Genomic DNA, 17,635 nt, shown 5'->3' with positions numbered 1-17,635 from the left:
TCCGGCCGACTCGGCTTCGCTCGGCGCCCGCGCCGGCCAGCCTCGGCGCGAGCACTCGCGCCGAGACCGGACCGTCGGCCGTCGGCCCTCAGCCGTGCAGGGTGGTTGCCTCTTCCAGGGCGGGGATGCCGTCGCGGGCGCGGCCCACGCCGGCCAGGACGAGGGCGTAGTCGGTGAGGGCGCGGGCCAGCAGGGGGGTTGCCACGGTGGGGTCGGCGATCGCGAGCGAGCGGGCGTGTTCGAGGGCCTTGGCGTAGGCGGGCACGAGTAGGCGGGTCGCGGCCGTACGGGACATCGGCGCGAAGGTCGCGCGGACGTTGACTCGGCGTTCGAGCACGACGCGTTGTGCGGGTGTGGTGGTCGGTGCGTCGAGCGCGGCGCGGAGCGCGGGTTCGGCCTCGATGTGCCGGATCAGGCGGGTGGGCGACCAGTGGTCGAAGGTGGTGGCGTGGGCGATGTCGGCCGGTTCGTCCGCGGCGCCGAGCACCGCGAGGTGGTGGGCGAGCAGGTCGTGACGCAGACCTCGGCCGGGGCTGTGCGCGGCGCGCGTGCGATACGCCTCGACGGCACGCGTCAGCACCGTCCGACTTTCGGCGGGTCGGTTCGCGGCGGCGAGCAATTGCGCGCCGTACAGCAGGATCGGAACTTGGCGGTCCTCGTGGGTCGTCTCCAGGAGCGGTCGGTACGCGTCGGCCGCGTCGACGAACCGGCCGCGGGTGGCGAGCCTGCCCGCGTGTGCGGTGATGTACCAGTGGCGGTCGGCGGTCGGGACATGGCCTCGGGTGAGGCCGGCGGTCACCGTCACCGCCTCGGCGAACAGCGGTTCGGCCTCGTCGTCGCGGCCGTCCTCGACCAGTGCGACGGCGACTTCCAGGAGCGCCTCGGCCAGGAACCACCGGTCACCCGTGCGGGCACCGGCGCGGGCCAGGGTGAGGATCTCGCGCCGTACGGCGAGCGCCTCGGCTCGTCGGTCGTAGCGGTACAGCGCCCACTGGTAAGTGCTCAGCATGCCTCGCAACACGGCGTCCCGGTCCCGGTGTTCGGCCGGGTCCAGGCTTCGGCACAGGTGGATCGCCTCGGTCAGCCTGCCGAGCGTGAGGCCCATGTCGGCCCCGTTGTGCCCGAAGATATGCCCGGTCGTGTGCAGCGCCACGGCCAACCGTCGAGCGTAGTGCGCGGGTCCGTCGACCTCCCCCAGGACGCGATAGATCCCGACCAGTCGTTCCGCCGACACCCGGTCGACGTCGAACAGCACGACTCGCGCGCGAGCCACCACATCGGCGTTCGCCACATGTACTCCCGTCTTTGATTCCACCCCGCCGCGCCGAACTGCGCGACGCCACCACGAGCCCCGGAATCGGGCGCACGCATGCTCGGAACCACCGGACTCCCCCGGCGGCTCGAATCGGCATGGCATGGACGACATCCGACGCCGCATTCCGTCCCGGCGGCTCGTTGTCGCGGAACCGTACAGCGCACGATGCGCCTTCAGGGTGTGCGCGAATTGCCATAGGGTGAACGCGTATTGACCTCCGGCCAGGCAGGTGGGACAGCCTCGGCAGGACGCGCCGGCGAGGTCGGCCCATCGTTTCCCCTGGCGACCTCGAACGCGCCTGTGACCTGGTACTTGCATGGCGAGATGCATGGCGAGATGTACGGCGATGTGAAGCGGGAGTCGCAACGCGCCCTGTGGCGCGCGGGATTCCGCCGATGGGCCGGGTCGCAGGCAGTGCGGCCCCGGGCGATGTGCGCTCGCGAACAGGCGTGCGACGGCCCGTGGTTCCGGCGCCGCGGGTCCGGGCGGGTGCCCGATATACCACCAACAGGTCGGACCGGGACGGGAATCGTGGTATCCGGCGTGATCCGTTTCCAATCCTGGTGGGGTACGGGCCATCAGGTCGCGTGCGCCGACGCGACGGGAGGACATCCGGCCCTCCCGGGCCATCCGGCGACCTGCGGAGGCTGGTTTGATGAGCAAGACTTCCTGGTGTCTCGGCGCCGCCGCCACGTTGCTCGTCGCGACGAGTGCGGTGACCCGGTTCGTCGTGCTGCCCGCCGTGCACCAGGTGCCCGACGACGCCGACTTCACGATGCACTTCGCCGGCGGCATGACCCTGTTGGACCCACAGGCGTTGCAGGCGGGCAATCTGTCCGGGGCCATCGTGCGCGACCTGCCGGTCACCGTGGACCGGCACGTGCACGCGGTGCACACGTCCGGGTCGACCGTCGTCCTGAGCGACCGCACGGTGGTGTCCGGCCCGCAGAAGCAGGCGCTCACCACGATCGAGAAGCGGTGGTCGGTGGACCGCAAGTCCCTGCTCGACCGGCCGATCCCCAAAGGCGTCGCGGCCGAACCGCATCGGGGCCTGACTGCGGGTTTCCCGTTGGAGCCCAAGAAGAAGAACTATCCCTACTGGGATTCACCGACCCAAACCACCATCCCGGCCACATACGTGCGGACCGAGCGACGTGCGGGCCGGGAGACGTACGTCTTCACGATCCGTACCAGCGGCCCGCTCGCCGACCCGGAGTCGCTGCGCACGCTGCCGCCGGCCATGCCGAGGGCGGCGGTTCAGGGCCTGGCCGCCGTCGCGTTCCCGGATCGGCCCGTGGAACCGGCCGGGCAGGCCGACCCGGTCCCACTGGCCTACACCGCGACCACCGACCTCACCGGCTGGGTCGACACCGAGACCGGGGTCACCGTGGACCTGGAGTCCACCCAGGCCGTCACCGCGACCGCCGCGTCGGCCTCCGGCGCGCAGGCCGAGGTCTTCCCGGTGTTGTCGCTGAAGATGACCACGACACCGGCCTCCCGCGCGGAGTTGGCCGACACCGCCGCCGACGGCGCCCAGGCGCTGTGGCTGCTCGGCGTCGTGGCGCCGTTGGCCGCGCTCCTGCTCGGTCTTGCCCTGCTCGGCCTGGCCGCCTACCTCGAACGCCGCTCCCGTCGAGGCCGATCCGACACGACGCTGCCCGGCCCGCGGACCGAAACCGCCCCCGGCCCGACCCCCGACGCAGGTCCGCCCCCGGCGTCCACCGCCGCATCGAACCCCGAACCAGGCGCGGGCCCCGCCTCCGGATCGGGCTCGGGATCCGACTCCGGATCGGGCTCGAAATCCGGCTCCACATCCCATGCCGGCTCCGCCGCCGTTTCCGACACGGAGAGCAACGCCCCGACCACCAACTAGGCGCCGGCCCGCCGCGGCAACCGAATCCCACTCCCGCGAGGGTGGGCCGCGGCGGGTCGTCCGTCCGCCCGGGCAGGACCGGAGCGCGATCCCTTTCGGCCGCGGGCCACCGCGATTGCCGCCAACCGTCGAGGTATCGTGCCCCGATCACGCACCGCTCGGCGCGCCGGTCGGCATCTACCCTTGCGTCCATGAGTGATCAACAGCTTGAGGTCGTCGTCCGCCGTGCCCGGCCCGCCGACCTGGACGGACTAATCGCCTGTAGCTCCGCGCTGTTCGCGGAGGATGCCGGTACGAGGGACCCGAGCGTCGACGTGAGTTGGCCTCGCGAGTACGGACCCGCACACTTCGCGGCCGGGATGGACGACCCGAGCATGCTTCTTCTCGTCGCGGACTACGCGGGACGGGTCGTCGCGTTCCTTGCCGGGTCCGTGGCCGAGGGATCCGCGAAGAGACCGGCGCGGACCGCGACGCTCGTGAGTCTGTATGTGGACCCGGCCCACCGCCATGGTGGGCTCGGAGTCCGCCTGGTCAACGAGTTCTCGGCCTGGGCGAAGGAAGTGGGGGCCGAACTGGCCGAGGTGACCGCGTATTGCTCCAACGCCGATGCGATCCGCTTCTACGAACGCAACGGTTTCGCACGCCAGACGGTGACGCTGCGGCTCCTTCCGTGAAATCGAGCGGCGGCGCGGCGCGGGCTGTCCCGGCTGCCGCCGACATCGCCGCGCGCGGGCCCGGTCCCGCCGGCGTCGACTCGGGGCGGCCCCGGTAGCACACCTCGTGGTGGTTTCATCGGCGCGAACGCTCTGCCATGATCGCCGGCACCCGATCGAGGGGATGTGGTGGCGTGTCGGCGGAGCACACGAAACCGGCAGAACATGTGGAATGGGGAAATCCGGCCGGACGAGGCGAACCGGTCTCGGCGGCGGCGCCGTTCGGGACCGGTTCGATCTCACTGCGGATCTATCCGCACGACCGGCTCGACGCCGCGGGCGTGGTCGCGGAGGCGACCGGGCAGGCCGTGCTCGCCGCGGGGCACGGTTTCGACGGCGTGATGACCAGTGAGCACCACGGCGGCTTCGCCGGTTACCTGCCCAATCCGCTCCAGATGGCCGGCTGGATGCTCGACCGCATGCCGGCCGGCTGGGCCGCCGCGGCACCCGTGCTGTTGCCGTTGCGGCCGGTCGCGCTGCTCGCCGAGGAGGTGGCCTGGCTGGCCGCCCTGCATCCCGGACGAGTGGGCATCGGAGTCGCGGTCGGCGGGCTGGAGCTCGATTTCCGAGTCATGGGGCTCGACTTCGCGGCTCGCGCCGCCGCGTTCGCGCCGGCGCTGCCCCGGTTGGCGGCACTGTTGCGTGGCGCGGAGCTGGGCGAACTGAGCGGTGATCGGGCGCTGTTCGGGTGCGCCGCGCGGCCGGTACCGGTGGTGAGCGCGGCGATGAGTCCGGGCGCGGTGCGTCGGGCGGCGCACGCCGGTGTCGGGATCCTCTTCGACGGCGGCTCCGAGGCCGCTCGGCTCCGCGAACTGACGGATCGATATCTCGACGCCGGAGGTGCCGGGCCACGTGTGCTGATCCGTCGGGTGTGGCTCGGCGACCCTCCGCGCGAGGCGTTCGAGCGGCAGTCGAAGGTATATCGCGGCTACTCCCCGGCGACGGCCCTGCGCCATTGGCGCGGCACCGGATTCGTCTGCCACACCGACGCCGCGGCGTTGGCCGACGAACTCGCCTCGCTGCGCGCGAAGGTCGGCGCCACGTGCCTCAACCTGCGGATCCACGTACCCGGTGTGTCCGCCGAGGCGGCCCGCGAGCAGATCGCCGCGCTGGGCCACGAGGTGCTGCCGCGGTTGCGGGCCACCACCACCGACACCGACACCACCGCCACCGCCACCGCCACCGATCCGACACGTGATACCGAAACCGACGCGGACGCGGGAGCGGCACGCGGCGCCGGAGTCGATCCGGCAGGCGCCGCCGACGCACCTCCGATGCGCGAGGTGGCGCCCGGCAACGAATCGACCACACAGGGAGCACAACAGTGATAGCCGAACGCATCAGGTTGGCCGGCCGGACGGTGATCGTCTCCGGCGCGGGCGGCGGTGGGATCGGTACGACCTGCGCACGCGCGCTGCTCGAAGCCGGGGCCACCGTGCTGGGCGTGGATCGCGACGCCGAGCGATTGGCCGCGATCGAGGCGGAGTTGGCCGACCCGACGGGCCTGGGCGGGCCGCCCGGCACGCTGCTGACGGTGTGTGCGGACGTGTCGACCGCCGACGGCGTCGCGACCGTGGTGGAGCGGGCCGCCGCCGCGCCGGGCGAGTTGTACGGGCTGGTCAACGTCGTCGGCGGCAGCCTGTTGCCGCATTGGGCACCCGCGCTCGACTTCGATCGCGAACAGTGGGACCAGGCGCTGGACCTGAACCTGCATCATGTGATGTGGCTGTCCCAGGCCGTGGCCCGGCATCTGGTCGCCCACGAATCGCCCGGTTCGATCGTGACCATCAACTCCACCGGCGGCGTGGTCGCGGCGCCCTACCACGTGGGCTACGGGACGGCCAAGGCCGCGGTGCTCGGGCTGACCCGGACGCTGGCCCTGGAGTGGGGCCGATACGGGATCCGGGTCAACGGCGTCGCGGCCGGCTCGATCACCACGCCCCGCGCGACCGCCACCGCCCAGGATCCGGCGCTCGCGGGCCGCGGGGTGCCGCTGCGCCGGCGGGGGACGCCGGCCGACGTGGCGGCGGCCGTACTGTTCCTGATCTGCGACCTGTCCGCGTACACGACCGGCGCGGTGATCCCGGTCGAAGGCGGCGCGCTGCACCGACTCGGCCTGTTCGACGAGGACCACGTCCCGGTGCACGTGAGCAATCCGCAGATCCTGGCCCGGATCCATGGGGATTGAGCCCTCTCGCTCTCGCCCTCCCGCTCGTCGGGGATCGCCGGGCGACATCCGGACGGTGTCCGCGGGCATCGCGGAGCCCATGGCCGTCCCGGAGCATACGGACGTCCCGCGGGGCCGGCATTGGACCGATGGGGTGCCCGCGCCCCACGATGGCGACATGCAAGCCGACCACACCCTCAACGCAGCCGATCCCACCTTCGCCGACGTCGTGGCCGCCCGCGACTTCCTCGCCGAGCACCTTCCGCCGACCCCGATGTGGTCGTATCCCGCGCTCGACGCGGCCACCGGCGCGCACGTGTTCGTCAAGCACGAGAACGTGCAGCCGGTCGGCGCCTTCAAGGTCCGAGGCGGGCTGAACCTGCTGGCCGGACTGAGCTCGGCGGAGCGTGCCCGGGGTCTGGTCACCTACTCGACGGGCAACCACGCGCAGTCGATCGCGTACGCGTGTGCCGCCTTCGACGCGGCGTGCACGGTGGTGATGCCCGCCGAGGCGAACCCGGCGAAGGTGCGGGCGGTGCGCGCGCTCGGCGCCGAGGTCCTGCTGCACGGCGCGAACATGGCCGACGCACAGGCGCGGGCCGAGGCGTACGCGGCTGCCGAGGGCAGGCTCCTGGTCAGCCCCGGCGACACCGCCGCGCTGGTGGCCGGGGTCGGTACGGTGTACCTGGAGACGCTCAGCGCCGAACCCGATCTGGACGCCGTGGTGGTCCCGGTGGGCAGTGGCACCGGAGCCGCCGGCGCGGTGCTGGTGGCCGCCGAACTCGCCCCGGCCTGCCGGGTGATCGCCGTGCAGTCGGCCGCCGCGCCGGCCGCGCACGACTCGTGGCGGGCCGGGACCTGCGTCACCCGCGCCAACACCACCGTCGTGGACGGCCTGGCCACCGGCCGGGGATTCGAACTGCCGCAGCGGGTGCTGCGATCCGGGCTCGCCGACTTCCTCCTGGTCTCGGACGCCGACATCGCGCACGCGCAACGACTGCTCGCGACGCACGCGCACACGCTCGCCGAGGGCGCGGGTGCCGCCGCGTTGGCGGCCGTACTGGCCCACCCGACCGAGTTCGCGGGCCGGCGGATCGCCGTCGTGTGCTCGGGGGGCAACGCCTCCTCGGCCGAGATCGCGGCGCTGGGCCGGGACGGCGGCTGACCCGGTCCGGTGTGCGGGCGGCAGGCCGATGTCCCGAACGGTGCGAGCCCTCGTCGGGACACGTTGTTTGCCCATCCCGATCGGCCAGGCAAGGATCAGGAGCGATATCGGTCGACTCTGGAGGTTGTTGTGAAGGTCCTCGTGGTCGGTGCCACCGGCACTTTGGGTACGGCGGTCACCACGCTGTTGTCCGCACGGCACGACGTGGTCACCGCCTCCCGGAGCGGGAAGACGGATGTCGCGGTGGACATCACCGACCCCGAGTCGGTGGCGGCGATGTACGCGCAGGTCGGCCGGGTGGACGCGGTCGCGTGCGCGGCGGGCGGTGTGCCGTTCAAGGCGATCGGTGAGCTGACGCACGCCGAGGTCAAGCGCGCGGCGCTGGACAAGCTGCTCGGTCAGGTCGAACTCGTCCGGGGTGGGCTCGACTTCGTCGCGGACAACGGCTCGTTCACGCTGATCACCGGCATCCTGTCGGGCGAGGCCATCCCGACCGGGTCGATGGCCTCGATGGCCAACGGCGGCATCGACGCGTTCGTGCGCGGCGTCGCGATCGAGCTGCCGCGCGGGTTGCGGATCAACTCGGTCAGCCCGACGATGTTCACCGAGTCGTTGGAGGCGTACGACACGTTCTTCCCGGGCTTCCCACCGGTGGACGCCGCAGCGGCCGCGATGGCGTACCGCCGCTCGGTAGAGGGTGGCCAGACCGGACAGAACTTCCGCGTGGGCTGGTAGCCGACAACCCTGGTAGCCGACAACCCCCGGGGCACCCGGGACGCGGACCGGATCGCCGCCGCGATCCGGTCCGCGTCCGGGCGGCGGGCGCGGGTTCGTGGCGGGGCCGTTCAGGCCCGGGTGGAGCCCTGCTTGGGGCCCCACAGGTCCAGCGCGGCGTAGGCCGGCTGCCACTCGTCCCGGTATGCCTGGCGCAGCGGTTCGGGCAGGCGGCCGAGTACGGTCGCGACGACGTCCTCGCCGGCGCCGTCCAGGTACCACGGCACGTACAGGGGACTGTCGTTGCCGACCCGGATCCCGTGTTCGGCGCCGAAGCGCTGGAGCAGTTCCGGCGTGGCGTGCCGGTCGACGATCGCGAGTGCCTCGTCCTCCTCGTGCTTGAGGTGTCCGCCCAGGCCGGCGACCAGGCGCTCGACGATCATCGCCAGTCGTTCCGGACCGGATTCGCGGTCGGCCAGTGCGGCGTCGACGGCGTTCAGGCCCGGGTCGACGATGGCGTGCTCGGCCTCCATCGCCTCGATCACGGCCAGTTCGTCCGGCAGGTCCTGGACGGCCGACCGGATCGCGGGCCACAGCACGTCGTCCTCGGCGCCGTGGTGGACGTGCAGGTAGCGCTTGAACAGTTCCCAGCCCAGCGCCGCCTGGAGGACCTGACGCGGGTCGTCGGTCGCCTCGGCGGTGACCCTGGCGATCTGCCCCAGCTCCCGACGAAGCGCGTCATGGAACGCGTACATCATCGACATGTCGTTCTTGAAGGTCTTGCCGGTCATGGTGTGCTCCGATTTCGCGTTCTGCCGACCTCGGCCGCGGCGGGGTGCCCCCGGGCACGGCGGCACTGCCACCGCAGTGCCGCTGCCGGTCCGTTCGGCTCGTTGTTCGTCGGCTCGTCCTCGGCGGCTCGCTGCCGCCCGACACACTCATGACGGATCACAACCCACGAATGTGACCGATCCGCGCCCACGACTCTTCCCGCGCCGCCCGCCCTCGGGCGCCGACCCGCCGTGGAACCGCCGTTGTCCACCGCACACAGGCGCCGGCTGCCCCGGGCGGCGCGAACCGGCCGTTGTCCGCCCGATCGGACATCATGGGGACATGAACACGCATCGGCCACGAGGCACCTGCGGCGTGTGCGGTCGCCGCGTCGCGGTGACCGAGACGCACGCGGTCTGGCGCCACGACGATCCCGGCCACGCTCGCGCCGACGACGCACCGATCTCCTGCCGGGGGTCGTGGACACCGGCAGCGGAGGCGACCGGCCGTGCCACCGGCCCCACCCAACTGGACCTGCTCGGCTTCGACGCCATGCCGGGCGAGGATCGCGACGCGGTCGAGCACGAGGAGCCGGACGACGACCCGGACGAGGCGTCCACCGGCGCGGCCGACTCGCTGTTCGCCGGTTCGGCCCCGGCGCCGGCGCCGGCGGGTGGCTCACTCGGTCGCTGACCCGCTCCGGCCGGCGGCCACCGCGCGGGCGGTGGCCAGCAGTTCCACGATCGTGCCGGCGAACTCCGGGAACAGGCGCAGCGCCACGATCCACGCCTCGGCGTTGCCGCCCAGGTACTCGTCGACCAGCGCGTCCGCCTCGGCACGGGGTGCGCCCGAGGCCCACCACTCGGGTGAGGTCCGGTCGTCGGTGCCGGCGAGTATCGACAGCACCACCGGGGCGGGGCGGGCGTACCGCAGCAGGTCGGCGCCGGACAGTCGGCCGTGGGCCAGCGCCTCGTGCAGCCACGGCCGCTCGTTTCGGGCCTGCTCGGGCAATCCCCGGGCCAGCAGCGCGACCGACAACTCGTGTGGACAGTCCGGGAGTTCGGCGAGACGGGTGTGCAGCGGGTCGGGTAGCGCGGCGGCCCGGTGCGAGCGCAGCAGTTCCGCCCACGGGATGTCGCCGCCATCGGCCAGGATGGCATCGACCCGCTCGCGCTGTTCCTGGTCCTCGCCGTCGCGCAGGTACGCCACGACCCGTTCGGGGTCCTCCTCGGCGCTCAGCCGCGCGCCGAGCACGGCCAGGCCGTCACGCCGGGCGAAGGCGTCCTCGATCCGTTCGCGCGAGTCGGCGGGAAAGTCGGCCTCGGCCGGCAACCGCCGGGCCGGGGTACGGCCGTATCGTGTCCACACCCCGACCACCACCCGCAACCGACCGGCCTCGGTGCGCAACGGCAGCCGGTTGACCACGACCCGGGCCACCTCGGGATCGCCCGAGGTCATCCCGACCACCAGCCACGCGGCGCAGCGGCCCAGTTCGGCTTCCCACAACAGGGTCGTGAGCGGGCCGGGTACCGGACCTCGCGTGCCGTCGCGGCGAACGCCCGCCAGCAGCCGGGCACGTTCCGCGTCGGACAGCAGCGAGCCGGCGAACAGCCGGGCGTCCACATGCGGATCGTCCAGGTCGAGGAGGGCGTCCACCTCGGCGGCGGTCAGGTCGCCGCGGGCGGCCCGTTCGACCGGGTCCTCGGCGGCGGCCCGATCGGGTCGCGCTCCGGCGAAGGCCGGCAGCGAGAGTGGTGGCGCGGCGGTCGGCATCGGCCGGCCGACGCGTGTTCCGCGCGCGTCGCGCGCCTCGCACCCCTCGATCGCGGCGATCAGTTCGGCCTGGCCCGAGGCGCGCACCGCGTCGGTCAGAGCCGTCGGCACGATGGCCATCACCCGCAGCGCCGGGACGAGTTCGGTGCCGAGCCGCTGTACCAGGGCCGGCGCCAGGGCGGGGTCGGCCAGGGTGAAGACGGCCCGGACCACGGACGGGTCGATGCTGTTCACGGGATCCTCCGGTGCGGTGGGTGGACGGGCGCGCGTCGACCGGCACGCGGGTGGCCGACGCCGACGTACCGACTCGCGCGAGCGTCCGTCGGGCTCGCGCGGGCATCCGCCCACCCACGCGGGCATCCGCCGAGCCCACACGGGCATCCCTCGGGCGCGGGTGCACGACCGGTGCGGTCAGACCTGGTCCCGCAGCGCCGCGAGTGCGTCCCCGATCACGCCGGGGTTGCGCGTGTAGTAGCCGAGTTCGCCGGATGTGTACGGGAGTTGGGCGACGTACGCGTCGGCCGCCTGTTCGGGTGTGCACTGCTCCGGGCCGACCACCTCGCGGATGATCACGATGCTCTCGGCCAGGCCCAGTGCGCGGCCCTTGAGCCACGCCACCAGTGCGGGCATGCCCGCGCGGGCCGCCTCTCGGCGTGCCTCGGGGAGCAGTTGCGCCAACCAGCGCAGGCGCCACGCGTAGCCGTCGACGGCGGGTCCGGCGCTCTCCTCGGCGAAGACCGGTTCCAGCGCGGAGAGCAGGCGACCCATGAACTCCTCTGCGGCGCCGTGCACGTCCGGGTATTCCTTGACGAACTCGTCCCAGTCGGCGTCCTGGTCGACGAACGTGCCGGCCGAGATGCGTCGCCCGGCCCAGTGCGGCTCGCCGGCGACCAGCGTCCGGTGCAGGAGTTCGGCCCGCAGCGGCGTCGACTCGGCCAACAACACCGCGTCGTAGAGGTCCTTGCCCTGCGGGTAGGAGTCGGAGAGCAGCCACAGCAGTTTCCAGGCCAGCGACTGCTCGGCGGTCGCCGCCAGGATGCGGTGCGCCCCGGAGCCGTCCCCGCGCGGCACGTCCGTGTACTCGGCCGCCGAGGGAAGCGACTCGTTGAAGACGAAGTCGAGTTGCACGATGCCCGACGGCAACCCGTCCGCCCGCCACGGCAGCACCAGACGTCGCCCGGGCACCCGGTCATAGGTCCAGATCTCGTCGTCGACCGCGCCGGCCGCGTCGATCCGCACGCCTCCGGCCGCACGCGAGCGGGCGTCCGCGTCGCGGGCGATGTCGGCGAACATCCGGTCGGTGCGCGGTTCGACCAGTTCCCAGGTGGCCGGCACCACGACGAAGTCGAGGTCGCCGGGCTCGCGGGCGGCCGGCCCGTACCAGGCCCGGAGCAGCATGCTCCCGCGCAGCACCAGGTGTGCGGCCCAGGGCGACTCGGCCACCGTCGCCAACACGTGGTCGACGGCGCGCCGGCGGGCGGTGTGCCAGCGCTCGGCGACTCCGGGCGAGGCGAACTGCGGTTCACCGGCCCGCATCGCGCTGCCGTACTGCTTCAACGCGGGGTCGAAGACCGGCCGTTGGCGCACCCCGGGGTCACCCACGGACACCAGTGTCCGAGGCAACTCGCGTTGCTCGCGGGTCTGATCGTCCAACGGCTCGGACGGCAGGCCCTCGTCGTCCCACGGCCCCCATCCCATGGTCCGCCAGGTCTTGCGCTCGCCGCTGTCGGTCATCGGCCGCTTCCGTTCGTCGTAGCCGTCCTCGGGTCGCGGCATCGCGCCGCCGGATGTCGCCACGTCCCGCCGACTCAGGTCGCATCGGGCCGATCGGCTGCTGCCAGGTCCTTGGCGTACCAGATCTCGGCGTACTTGCCGTCGTTGTACGCCGGCACCTCGACGTAACCCGTCCTGGTGTACAGGGTGCGGGCCTCGATCAGGTCGAGGCGGGTGTCCAGCACGATCCGGGTCACACCCACGGCGCGGGCGGCGTCGTCGACGGCGGCCATCAGGAGTCGCCCGCCGCCGGTGCCGCGCAGGTCCGGTCGCACGAACACGCGGGTCAGTTCCGCCGTGTGCCCGTCCCGCAGCAGCAGCCCCGCGCACGCGGCCGGCTCGGTGCCGTACCTGCCGATCAGGAAGAGTCCTTGCGGCGGCGCGAGATGGTCGCTCGGCGCGTCGGCGAGGCCCTCCTCGATCTCGGTCGGGGTCGAGTCCCGGCCCTCGTGCAGCCGGTAGTAGCGGTCGCTGACCTCGACGAAGTACGCGCGCAGCAGCGCGAGCGCCTCGGGCGAGTCGACCGCGCGCGGGGCGATCGTCCAGGTCTGCGTGCTGCGTGCGGCGGTGGGCATGGCAAAAGTGTTCCGCACTCGTCAAACCGTTTGCCGGCCGGGTGAGGCGGGTGTCACGAGGGCGCGCGCCGGACCGGACGAGGCGGCGCGACCCGTCGAGGTCGCGCCGTCGCACCGTCACCAGCTCTCGGGCAGCGGTTTGCCCTCCGCGTAGCCGGCCGGGCTCTGGATGCCCAACACCGCGCGTTCGTGGAACTCGGCGAGCGTGCGGGCGCCCGTGTAGGTGCAGGCGCTGCGCACGCCGGCGCCGATCGAGTCGAGCAGGTCCTCGACGCCGGGCCGATTCGGGTCCAGGTACATCCGCGAGGACGAAATGCCCTCCTCGAACAGCGATTTGCGGGCCCGGTCGAAGGCGGATTCGGTGGCGGTGCGCAGCCGGACCGCGCGTGCCGACGCCATCCCGAAGCTCTCCTTGTACAGTCGGCCGTCGCTGTCGCGGTACGCGTCGCCGGGCGACTCGTAGGTGGCCGCGAACCACGAACCGACCATCACGTTCGAGGCGCCGGCCGCCAGGGCGAGCGCGACGTCGCGCGGGTGTCGGACACCGCCGTCGGCCCACACGTGCCGGCCCAGCCGGGTCGCCTCCGCCGCGCACTCGGCGACCGCGGAGAACTGCGGGCGCCCGACGCCGGTCATCATCCGGGTGGTGCACATCGCGCCCGGGCCGACGCCGACCTTGACGATGTCCGCGCCCGCCTCGATCAGATCGCGCACGCCCTGCACGGTGACCACGTTGCCGGCCACGACCGGTACGGGCGGGTCGAGCGCCCGGACCGCGCGCAGCGCCTTGACCATCTGCTCCTGGTGACCGTGGGCGGTGTCCAGGACCAACGTGTCCACGCCCGCCTCGATCAGGCTTTTCGCCTTGTGCGCGACGTCGTTGGTGATGCCGATCGCGGCGGCCACGCGCAGGCGCCCGGCCGCGTCCAGGGCGGGCGTGTACAGGGTCGAACGCAGCGCGCCGGTGCGGGTGAGCACGGCGACCAGGCGGCCGTCGGAGTCCACGATCGGCGCGAGCTTGTGCCGGCCCTCGTAGAGCCGGTCGAACGCCTCGCGCGGGTCGACTCCGGCCGGCAGGGTGAGCAGTTCGGTGGACATCACCCGCGCGAGTTGGGCGAAGCGGTCCACGCCCAGGCAGTCGGCCTCGGCCACGATGCCGACCGGGCACCCGCCCTCGGTCACCACCACCGCGCCGTGCGCCCGCTTGGGCAGCAGGTTCAGCGCCTCGCCGACGGTGTCCGTGGGGGCCATCGTGATCGGGGTGTCGTAGACGAGGTGGCGGCCCTTGACCCACGAGGTCACCTCGGCGACCACGTCGACCGGGATGTCCTGCGGGATCACCGCGAGGCCGCCGCGGCGGGCGATGGTCTCCGCCATCCGGCGCCCGGCCACGGCGGTCATGTTGGCCACCACCACCGGGATGGTGGTACCGGTGCCGTCGGAGGTGGTCAGGTCCACGTCGAGGCGCGAACCCACGCCGGAGCGCGACGGTACGAGGAAGACGTCACTGAAGGTGAGGTCGTGTGGCGGTACCTGATCGTGGAGGAATCTCATGTCGCGGTACGTACCCAGCCGGCCCGGTAATCGATCTTCCCGACCGGCGGGGCGAGTTGGGCCGGCGCGGCCGGGTCCGGGGCGGCGGACCCGACCGGGCACGAACGGTCACGGACGGTCAGCTCGCGAGCACCGTCAGGTCGAGCCGGTTCAGGCGTTGCGGGTCGGCCAGGATGTCGATGGTGACGATCCGGCGCCGCACGATCGTGAAGGCCAGCACCGACATCGGCTGCCCGGCGGCCACCGACACGATGCCGGCCGTACCGTTGACGAGTGCGGGCCGGGCCACCGCGGCGAACCGCGCGAAGGTGAGCGCCTGTCCGGCCACCTGCTCCGCGCCTCGGATCACACCGCTCGGGCGCAGCGCGCCGCCGTCGGCACGGGCCACCACGTCCGGGTCGAGCACCGCGACGAGCGCGTCGAAGTCGCCACCGCGGGCGGCGGTCAGGAACGCGTCGACCACCTCGCGCTGCACGGCGAGGTCGCCGTCCGGCGAGGGCGCGGCTCCCTGGACGCGTCGGCGCGCGCGGCTGGCGAGTTGCCGGGCCGCGGCGGGCGTACGGTCCACGATCGGCGCGATCTCGTCGAAGGGCACCGCGAACAGGTCGTGCAGAACGAAGGCCAGCCGCTCGGCGGGCGCGAGCGTCTCCAGCACCACCAGGAGCGCCAGACCGACCGAGTCGGCCAGGAGTACCGCGTGCTCGGGGTCGGCGTCGGGCATGCCGGCGATGATCGGGTCGGGGATGTGCACCTGCGCGTCCAGCGGCTCCTCGCCGCGGGAGCGGCGTGAGCGCAGCATGTCCAGGCAGACCCGACCGACCACCGTGGTCAACCAGCCGGCCAGATTGTCCACCTCGTCCGGGTCGGAGCGGCTGAGTTTGAGCCAGGTCTCCTGCAGGGCGTCGTCCGCCTCGGTCAGCGAGCCGAGCATCCGATAGGCGACGGCCGACAGGTGGCCGCGGTGCGCCTCGAAGCGTTCCGCCAGAAAGTCGTGCTCGTTCATCGGCCTCATCCCGTCGTCCGGTCGCGTCTCGGTCGTTGGCGCGACTCTCGGTTCCCTGACGTAAGCGGCGCGATCGATGTGACACCGCGGGGCGGCGTGGGGTGGTGGGCGTGGGCCGGCGGGACGGGGTGGGGCGGCGGCGCGAGTGCCGGGACGGCGGGCATGCCGGGGGTGCTTCCGCGCCGAGGTCGGGGGTGGGGGACCACGTCGAAGAAATCGGTGCCGGTGGGTGGTCACATTCGGCCGGCGAGATCCGTCAATGCGGTGACGAACGAGCGCCGGCCGCTGTGGCCGGGGGCGGAACCGGTGCGGAGGGTACGACCCGCCGGTTTCGCAGCCGCCCGGCACGACTCCGCGCCCGGTGGTGTTCAGCGGCCGTTCCGGCGACGCCGGGGCCGCTCTCGAACGCCGAAGACCCGACACCGAAGACCGAGCACCGAAGACCGAAGACCGAAGACGAACGAACTCGGGGCACCGACAGCGTGATCGGCCGGGCGCCCGGTCCCTCGCTCGCCCGATTCCGCATGGCTTAGGAGATTTGTGATGTCTGCCACCGACTCGGCCCCGAGCCGATCAGGACCCGGCGTCGGCACCGGGGCGATTCTGGCCTTCCTGTGCCTGGGCCAGTTCATGGTGTTCCTCGACGTGTCGATCGTGAACCTGGCACTGCCGTCGATCAAGGACGGCCTGGACATGTCCGAGGTCAGCCAGAACTACATCGTCACCGCGTACGGCACCGTGCTCGGCGGCTTCCTGCTGCTCGGCGGGCGCCTCGCCGACACCTTCGGCCGCCGCCGCCTGCTCCAAGCGGGCTTCGTGGTGTTCGCGCTGGCCTCGCTGGCCTCCGGTCTCGCCCAGAACGGCACCATGCTGATCACCGCGCGCGGCTTCCAGGGCCTCGGCTCCTCGATGATCGCGCCCGCCGCGCTGTCCATCCTCACCAACACCTTCGCCGAGGGCGCCGAACGCAACAAGGCACTGGGCATCTGGGGCTCACTGGCCGGCATCGCGTCGATCCTGGGCGTGATCCTGGGCGGCGTACTGGCCGACGGGCCCGGGTGGGAGTGGATCTTCTGGATCAACGTGCCGATCGGCCTGGGCGTGGCCGTACTCGCGCCGCGCGTGCTGCCGGAGAGCGTGGCCGAGGAGCGCGGTCGGCCGTTCGACCTGGCCGGCGCGATCACCTTGACCAGCGGCCTGCTGCTGCTGATCTTCACCCTGGGCGAGGCCACCACGGTCGGCTGGGCCACCGCCCGCACCATCGTGAGCCTGAGCTGTGTGTTCGTGCTGCTCACCACGTTCGTGGTGATCGAGGCGCGAGCGGCATCGCCGATCCTGCCGCTGCGGGTCTTCCGGTTGGCCACGATGCGTACCGCGAACCTCTCCGCGATCCTGGTGTTCGGCATGTTCGGCGCCATGTTCTTCTTCGCGAGCCTGTTCATGCAGCAGGTGTACGACTACACGCCGCTGCGGGCGGGCTTCGCGTACGTGCCGCTCGCGGTGTGTGTGGCCATCGGCGCGGGCGTCGCCTCGGGGCTGATCACCAAGGTGGCCGCCCGGCCGGTGCTCATCGCGGGCCTGGCGATCACCACGGTGGGACTGTTGCTGCTGTGGCGTGCACCGGTCGACGGCAGCTATCCGGTGGACGTGCTGCCCGCGTTCATCGCGCTCGGCCTCGGCTGCGGCATGTGCTTCGTGACCCTGCAGATCGCCGCGTTCGTCGGGATCGGCGAGGAGGAGGCGGGCATGGGCGCGGGCCTGATCAACACCAGCCAGGAGGCGGGCGGCGCGCTGGGCCTGGCGGTGGTCGCGACCATCGCGTACAGCGGCTTCGCCGACGACATGGCCGCGGCCGGAGACAACGGGCATCGCATCCGCGAGGCGCAACTGGCGGTCAATCACGACGCGTTCCTGTCCGCCGCGTGCCTGGGCGCGGTCGCGCTGCTGTTCGCGATACTGCTGATGCCGAAGGGCAAGGGCTCGATGAGCTCCGCCGAGGCGGTGGCGAACGCGGGGACGGGGCAGGGCGGTACGGGGCGGGTCGGTACGCCGGAGACCCGGCCCGACCTCGGGACGCCGGCGGGGGTCGACGCGCAGGCGTCGCAGACCTTGTAGGCGGCACAGACTTGCCGGCGTCGTAGATCTCGCGGACGTCGCAGGTCGGCGCCGCAGGTAGGGCCGGCGGTCGATCCTGCCAGGCGCCGCGCCGCCCCGGATCCGTTCCGGGGCGGCGTCGCGC

At 72.6% G+C, this 17,635-nt stretch carries 15 protein-coding genes; 8 read left to right on the top strand and 7 right to left on the bottom strand.

Going from position 1 to position 17,635, the window contains the following annotated elements:
- Nucleotides 1-88: 88 nt before the first annotated feature.
- Complete coding sequence (locus A3IC_RS0133520; RefSeq protein ID WP_020554457.1) at nucleotides 89-1,291, bottom strand: hypothetical protein; 1,203 nt, start codon at nucleotides 1,289-1,291, stop codon at nucleotides 89-91.
- 679 nt (nucleotides 1,292-1,970) lie between these two features.
- Here A3IC_RS0133520 and A3IC_RS58000 point away from each other — a divergent pair.
- The 6 genes from A3IC_RS58000 to A3IC_RS0133490 all read left to right on the top strand — a co-directional run bounded on the left by A3IC_RS58000 (nucleotide 1,971) and on the right by A3IC_RS0133490 (nucleotide 7,968).
- The gene (locus A3IC_RS58000; protein WP_020554456.1) at nucleotides 1,971-3,188 is read left to right on the top strand and encodes a porin PorA family protein; all 1,218 of its coding nucleotides are present in this window, start codon (nucleotides 1,971-1,973) and stop codon (nucleotides 3,186-3,188) included.
- Nucleotides 3,189-3,379: 191 nt separating this feature from the next.
- Nucleotides 3,380-3,862, top strand: coding sequence for a GNAT family N-acetyltransferase (locus tag A3IC_RS0133510; RefSeq protein WP_020554455.1), 483 nt, complete (start codon nucleotides 3,380-3,382; stop codon nucleotides 3,860-3,862).
- A 206-nt stretch (nucleotides 3,863-4,068) separates the two neighbouring features.
- Entirely contained in the window at nucleotides 4,069-5,229 is a 1,161-nt protein-coding gene (locus A3IC_RS0133505; RefSeq protein WP_211232323.1) for an LLM class flavin-dependent oxidoreductase, read from the top strand.
- The gene (locus tag A3IC_RS57995) at nucleotides 5,226-6,089 is read left to right on the top strand and encodes an SDR family NAD(P)-dependent oxidoreductase (RefSeq protein WP_020554453.1); all 864 of its coding nucleotides are present in this window, start codon (nucleotides 5,226-5,228) and stop codon (nucleotides 6,087-6,089) included. The genes A3IC_RS0133505 and A3IC_RS57995 overlap by 4 nt, the downstream gene beginning before the upstream one ends.
- Before the next feature lie 157 nt (nucleotides 6,090-6,246).
- Entirely contained in the window at nucleotides 6,247-7,233 is a 987-nt protein-coding gene (locus tag A3IC_RS0133495; protein ID WP_020554452.1) for a threonine ammonia-lyase, read from the top strand.
- Between the two features lie 129 nt (nucleotides 7,234-7,362).
- Nucleotides 7,363-7,968, top strand: coding sequence for a short chain dehydrogenase (locus A3IC_RS0133490; protein ID WP_020554451.1), 606 nt, complete (start codon nucleotides 7,363-7,365; stop codon nucleotides 7,966-7,968).
- Nucleotides 7,969-8,078: 110 nt separating this feature from the next.
- Here A3IC_RS0133490 and A3IC_RS0133485 read toward each other — a convergent pair whose 3' ends face one another.
- Nucleotides 8,079-8,738: a hemerythrin domain-containing protein gene (locus tag A3IC_RS0133485; protein ID WP_020554450.1), complete on the bottom strand. Its 660-nt coding sequence runs from the start codon at nucleotides 8,736-8,738 to the stop codon at nucleotides 8,079-8,081.
- A 322-nt stretch (nucleotides 8,739-9,060) separates the two neighbouring features.
- On the opposite strand from A3IC_RS0133485, the gene A3IC_RS0133480 reads away from it, so the two are divergent.
- Complete coding sequence (locus tag A3IC_RS0133480) at nucleotides 9,061-9,411, top strand: hypothetical protein (RefSeq protein WP_020554449.1); 351 nt, start codon at nucleotides 9,061-9,063, stop codon at nucleotides 9,409-9,411.
- Here A3IC_RS0133480 and A3IC_RS0133475 read toward each other — a convergent pair.
- The 5 genes from A3IC_RS0133475 to A3IC_RS0133455 form a co-directional block, all read right to left on the bottom strand.
- Nucleotides 9,397-10,725 carry a hypothetical protein gene (locus tag A3IC_RS0133475; RefSeq protein ID WP_020554448.1) on the bottom strand — a complete coding sequence of 443 codons (1,329 nt, stop codon included), beginning with the start codon at nucleotides 10,723-10,725 and terminating at the stop codon, nucleotides 9,397-9,399. The genes A3IC_RS0133480 and A3IC_RS0133475 overlap by 15 nt on opposite strands.
- A gap of 177 nt (nucleotides 10,726-10,902) precedes the next feature.
- Nucleotides 10,903-12,225, bottom strand: a complete 1,323-nt coding sequence (locus A3IC_RS0133470; protein WP_026219047.1) for a nucleotidyl transferase AbiEii/AbiGii toxin family protein — start codon at nucleotides 12,223-12,225, stop codon at nucleotides 10,903-10,905.
- A gap of 74 nt (nucleotides 12,226-12,299) precedes the next feature.
- Nucleotides 12,300-12,839, bottom strand: a complete 540-nt coding sequence (locus tag A3IC_RS0133465) for a GNAT family N-acetyltransferase (protein ID WP_020554446.1) — start codon at nucleotides 12,837-12,839, stop codon at nucleotides 12,300-12,302.
- 117 nt (nucleotides 12,840-12,956) lie between these two features.
- Nucleotides 12,957-14,393 (bottom strand): GuaB1 family IMP dehydrogenase-related protein, encoded by a 1,437-nt coding sequence (locus A3IC_RS0133460; RefSeq protein ID WP_020554445.1) that lies wholly within the window; start codon nucleotides 14,391-14,393, stop codon nucleotides 12,957-12,959.
- A gap of 118 nt (nucleotides 14,394-14,511) precedes the next feature.
- Nucleotides 14,512-15,396 (bottom strand): sigma-70 family RNA polymerase sigma factor, encoded by an 885-nt coding sequence (locus A3IC_RS0133455; RefSeq protein ID WP_020554444.1) that lies wholly within the window; start codon nucleotides 15,394-15,396, stop codon nucleotides 14,512-14,514.
- A gap of 543 nt (nucleotides 15,397-15,939) precedes the next feature.
- Here A3IC_RS0133455 and A3IC_RS0133450 point away from each other — a divergent pair.
- Nucleotides 15,940-17,511 carry an MFS transporter gene (locus tag A3IC_RS0133450; protein ID WP_020554443.1) on the top strand — a complete coding sequence of 524 codons (1,572 nt, stop codon included), beginning with the start codon at nucleotides 15,940-15,942 and terminating at the stop codon, nucleotides 17,509-17,511.
- Nucleotides 17,512-17,635: the final 124 nt, after the last annotated feature.

This window comes from Embleya scabrispora DSM 41855, assembly GCF_000372745.1.
Classification (GTDB): domain Bacteria; phylum Actinomycetota; class Actinomycetes; order Streptomycetales; family Streptomycetaceae; genus Embleya; species Embleya scabrispora.
The sequence above is the reverse complement of the archived record's forward strand: the minus strand, read 5'-3'. Positions and strand labels throughout refer to the sequence as shown.

Coding starts and splice junctions, on each gene's coding strand:
- A3IC_RS58000 (WP_020554456.1), top strand. CDS start 1,971: ATGAGCAAGACTTCCTGGTGTCTCGGCGCCGCCGCCACGTTGCTCGTC.
- A3IC_RS0133510 (WP_020554455.1), top strand. CDS start 3,380: ATGAGTGATCAACAGCTTGAGGTCGTCGTCCGCCGTGCCCGGCCCGCC.
- A3IC_RS0133495 (WP_020554452.1), top strand. CDS start 6,247: ATGCAAGCCGACCACACCCTCAACGCAGCCGATCCCACCTTCGCCGAC.
- A3IC_RS0133485 (WP_020554450.1), bottom strand. CDS start 8,738: ATGACCGGCAAGACCTTCAAGAACGACATGTCGATGATGTACGCGTTC.
- A3IC_RS0133480 (WP_020554449.1), top strand. CDS start 9,061: ATGAACACGCATCGGCCACGAGGCACCTGCGGCGTGTGCGGTCGCCGC.
- A3IC_RS0133470 (WP_026219047.1), bottom strand. CDS start 12,225: ATGACCGACAGCGGCGAGCGCAAGACCTGGCGGACCATGGGATGGGGG.
- A3IC_RS0133465 (WP_020554446.1), bottom strand. CDS start 12,839: ATGCCCACCGCCGCACGCAGCACGCAGACCTGGACGATCGCCCCGCGC.
- A3IC_RS0133460 (WP_020554445.1), bottom strand. CDS start 14,393: ATGAGATTCCTCCACGATCAGGTACCGCCACACGACCTCACCTTCAGT.
- A3IC_RS0133455 (WP_020554444.1), bottom strand. CDS start 15,396: ATGAACGAGCACGACTTTCTGGCGGAACGCTTCGAGGCGCACCGCGGC.
- A3IC_RS0133450 (WP_020554443.1), top strand. CDS start 15,940: ATGTCTGCCACCGACTCGGCCCCGAGCCGATCAGGACCCGGCGTCGGC.